The organism is Vibrio sp. 10N.261.55.A10 (assembly GCF_041470825.1).
In the GTDB taxonomy this organism is placed as follows: domain Bacteria; phylum Pseudomonadota; class Gammaproteobacteria; order Enterobacterales; family Vibrionaceae; genus Vibrio; species Vibrio crassostreae_C.
The window spans coordinates 1-4,241 of the sequence record NZ_JBFRNC010000116.1 but is presented as its reverse complement, the minus strand read 5'-3'; the positions used below and the strand labels follow the sequence as shown (position 1 = coordinate 4,241).

The window sequence follows — 4,241 nt, the reverse complement described above, 5'->3', positions numbered from 1 at the left end:
GAAAGATCAACACGCCCTAACCGATTAGGTAGGATACATTATTGCTTGGTTTCATTACCAACATAGCTTCATGAATCAATATTTCGCATATGATCATGCTTAATTGATAAATCTTCTTGCAAAAAGTCCAACAAGTGTCGATGTAGTTTGGGTTGATATTGCCTTGAAGGATACAGAGCCCATATGCCAATTGGATTGACTTCAAAGTCTTTCAACAAGATAGTCAAAGTCCCTGCTTGTATGTCGATTGCAATAAAAGGCAGAGGTAAACACGCTATACCTTTGCCATTAATCGCTGCATTAAGAAGTATGGAACTATCATTTACAGAGTAGTTACTTGTGACCGTTACATTAATAGGCTGAGCAGATTTAGAACCGGCTTTAGAAACAAACAGCCAATCATTGCCTATTCGTTTGTGGATCAAGCAATTGTGATCGAGTAAATCTTCGGGAGATAAAGGAGCCCCATGTTCTGCTAGATACTGAGGGGAAGCGCAAACCACCGATGGACAATCAGCCAATTTCTTTCCAATTAAAGATTCGGGCAGGTCATTACTCAACTCGATTGCCATATCAACCCCATGTTTTATCAAATCCAGTGACTGATTCGACAGCGTGAGATCGACTTCTATGTCAGGGTACTTAAGCATGAATTGTTCAATAGCTTGGGCAAGATAACCCTGACCAAACGAAATGCTAGTAACCAGTGAAATTCTTCCTTTAGGTTGAGAGTGCTGCTCTTGGGCTAAGTTATATAGTTGGGCATTCTGCTCTAAAATATTCTGGCAGAAAGGCAATAAATCACGACCGGCGTTAGTGATACCTAAGCTTCTTGTTGAGCGATATAGTAAACATACACCTAAAGACTTTTCCAACGCGGTTATATGCCTAGTCGCCATGGATCGTGACATTCCTAAAGCCTCAGATGCTGCCGTCAGGCTTCCTAGATCGACAGTAGAAACGAAAACTTCCATTGAAACAATTCTATCCATACACCCTCAATAGTTCGATTTATGCAACAATCTATTGACGTATAGCATATATATCAACTTCAAACTAGGTTTTATACTGACCTTCTATTCCAATACCGAGCCGAATGAAATGAAAAAAACAATGGTACTAGTCGCATGCCTCAGTGCAGGTTTAATTCAAAGTAATGCACTATTTGCCCACACTCAAAATGCTGAAAACTCAACGGTAGCAATCATTAAGTCTGGTAAACTTATGGGAAACAACCATGATGGCGTAGCCACATTTTATGACGTCCCATATGCGAAAAACCCTTTTACGGCAGATCGCCGATTTCGAGCACCGCAAGCATACGAAACTTGGAGCGGAGTATTAGATGCAACAAAAGCAGGTCAACCTGTCCCACAGCCTAGCCGAGATAAAAACACCACCTTGGTGGGGGCTCCCGATGATCTAACTCTGAACATTTGGACACCTATGAACGCCGTAGCTACCAACAACAAGGCATCAAATAAAAAACTGCCAGTCATGGTGTGGATCCCTGGCGGCGCATTCATCCGAGAAGATGCGGCAGAGTTAGCCTACGACGGAACAAGCTTTGCTCAGAATGACGTGATTGTTGTAACGATCAATTATCGTGTAGGCGTTGATGGTTTTATGCACCTTGAGGGCGCACCGGATAATCGCGGCATTCTTGATCAGATCATGGCTCTTGAGTGGGTACAAAATAACATCGAAGATTTTGGTGGAGACCCTAGCCAAGTTACTGTTGCAGGTCAATCTGCTGGGGCAGAAAGTGTTGCCATTTTATTGGGTACCGAAAAAGCAGAAGGCCTATTCCAGAAAGCTATTATGCAAAGTCCTCCAATGGCATTTTTAACTCAGAAAGAAGCTCAGCAAATCACACAAAGCTATACCAAAAAACTGAATATTCCAGCCACCGTTAAAGGCTTATCGACCATTCCATTTCCTGAATTAGTTAAGAACGTTATTGATATGGGTTATACGATACAAGATCGCAACAAATGGGGAATGATATCATGGGGAGGCACCGCATTTTTGCCCGTTGTTGATGGCGATATCATTGTCGAGTCTCCAATGAAAGATCTCACTAAAGCTTCTCCTTCTATTCCGGTCATCGTTGGTAGCACCGATCAAGAGTCACGACTGTACCTTGTACCAAGTGATGCCGTAAACAATACGACCGAAAAAACGAAGTCGCTACTATTGTCTGACTTGTCACTGGAAGGCCGCCCTGCTGATGTGTATTCAACAAAAGACAATGGAAAAACTATTGGAGACACTTTTGCCGACATCCAATCTGATTTTACGTTTAAAATGCCAGCACTTCACATTGCTCAACAGTTAACTAAAAACGACAACAAAGTTTGGCATTATAACTTTTCTTGGATGTCACCTGCATTTGATGGTCATTTAGGAGCCGCACACTTTGTTGACGTGCCTTTTGTATTTAATACCACTGACAATGAACAAGCAAAAAGATTTGTCGGCTCACAACCTCCGATTGAACTTATTAACACCATGCATAGCCAATGGCTTACATTCATCAAGACAAGCAAAGCTGATTGGTCTCCATACAACTTAGCGGAACGACCAACAATGCAATTTGATGTTAAATCGAAACAGGTCAATGACCCTAATAGCTCAGTTCGAAAATTGTGGGAAGATTTTGAGTTCTAAGTAAAACGATTCAAATATTGGACGGTGGCTGCTGACATAATTCAGATTAGAAAAACGGCTCTTCTCCGCTTAGATGAGCTTGATTTCTGGGTAAATGGTAGAGTGAGTTTCTAGGATTGAGGTTTGTCTAATCTTCAATTTAAAGTAATCAGTATCCCTTACTCCTCGGGCTCGCCGTCTAAGAAGACCTATCGATACATTCCCTGCTTCCACTCGGGCATTCGTCAGCTTATATTTTGCATAATTGCAGATCCCAACTCTTCTCTCCCAAAGCGCGTCTGCGAAGTTGATGAGAGATAAGATCCTCGTCTTTTTAGCAAGCTGGCACCACGCATCAAGAGCTGCGATCATCAGGTCAAAATTACGTTCATCCCATAAGGCTTGAAGCTGCTCTTTGAGCATATAAATCGTACAAAGAGTCTTATTGCTTTCAAGTAAATCATCTAGCCTATCTGACTGCTTATCGCTTAATTTCGGCGCATTTTTGAGGAGTAAAAATAGCGTCCCTTTAAGCATTTTCTTCTCGTCATGTGTTCCTTTCCTAAACGCTTTATTACGCTCTTTCCTTATCAGAAGAGAGTAGTTCTGCATAACGTGAAACCGGTCAAAAACGATGTCTGCATTCGGAAGAGCGTTTCTCACTGCTGATTGGTAAGATTGCCCCATATCCATTGATACCGCTTGGATGCCGTCCCTCGTTTGCGGTGATAATTGTTCAAAAAAGTTGATGAGTACGTTTGAAGTCCGCCCATGGTCAACCCAAATAAGTTGTCCTGAAACGAGATCATAAACGACGGTCATATAGTCATGGCCTTTAGCCCTGGCGACTTCATCAACGCCAATATGAACAAGGTTGGTCAACCTCTTAGGCTCTAAAGCAGGCAAGGTAGATAACAGAAATGCTTTATCGATATTTTTCACGGTTTCCCAGCGTATGTCTAAATGCTTAGACACTGCGTGGATGCTCATATAGCGGCATAGTCCACTAATAAAGTGACAGAATCTCTTGGTATAACGACTCCCCTTATCAACAAAATCAGTCGCTTCAACCAACCTTCGGCCGAGCCTATCTCTTGTCTGAGCCAATTCAATTTCTATAACGCAAGGGCGACCACTGACAGGTAAATCCGACAGGCGACGGTGAACATAGTGGTCGACTGTGCGCGGTGCTCCAGTCTCAGGGTCAACAACTTTACAGCGTCTATCTCGCTTGCATTTGACGAGTACTGAATGAGAGCTTTCTTCGAGCGTTACAGACTGTACGGATTGGCCTTTAAAGTTAAATAGAGCGGAAGATAATAACGACAAACTACAATACTGAGATATAAGGTGGGAAGCGATTATAAATCAATGTGTTACCGGTTTTATTGTTAATTTATAGACTCATCTAAGCGGAGAAGAGCCCTTTTTGTATCTGAAACCTTGCAAGTTCAATTCTAGGCGTTTTTGGGGCATCACAAGCCAGCCCTAACATCACTAGTTTGAAGCTACAAAATGATTTGCCGAAATCAATAGAATGAGTTTTGACTATCTCGCTATAAGGCCACTTAGCGATGGTCTATCCAACATAT

General features: G+C 42.2%; 3 protein-coding genes. 1 reads left to right on the top strand and 2 read right to left on the bottom strand.

Annotated elements, in window-relative coordinates:
• Positions 1 to 68: 68 nt before the first annotated feature.
• The gene (locus AB4274_RS21875; RefSeq protein WP_372113234.1) at positions 69 to 992 is read right to left on the bottom strand and encodes a LysR family transcriptional regulator; all 924 of its coding nucleotides are present in this window, start codon (positions 990 to 992) and stop codon (positions 69 to 71) included.
• Positions 993 to 1,113: 121 nt separating this feature from the next.
• Between AB4274_RS21875 and AB4274_RS21870 the strand changes: the two genes are divergently transcribed.
• A complete protein-coding gene (locus tag AB4274_RS21870) occupies positions 1,114 to 2,670 on the top strand; it encodes a carboxylesterase/lipase family protein (protein WP_372113232.1) in 1,557 nt (518 codons plus the stop codon).
• 69 nt (positions 2,671 to 2,739) lie between these two features.
• Here AB4274_RS21870 and AB4274_RS21865 read toward each other — a convergent pair whose 3' ends face one another.
• A complete protein-coding gene (locus AB4274_RS21865) occupies positions 2,740 to 3,978 on the bottom strand; it encodes an ISL3-like element ISVa7 family transposase (protein WP_081317730.1) in 1,239 nt (412 codons plus the stop codon).
• Positions 3,979 to 4,241 lie beyond the last annotated feature (263 nt).

Coding starts and splice junctions, on each gene's coding strand:
- AB4274_RS21875 (WP_372113234.1), bottom strand. CDS start 992: ATGGATAGAATTGTTTCAATGGAAGTTTTCGTTTCTACTGTCGATCTA.
- AB4274_RS21870 (WP_372113232.1), top strand. CDS start 1,114: ATGGTACTAGTCGCATGCCTCAGTGCAGGTTTAATTCAAAGTAATGCA.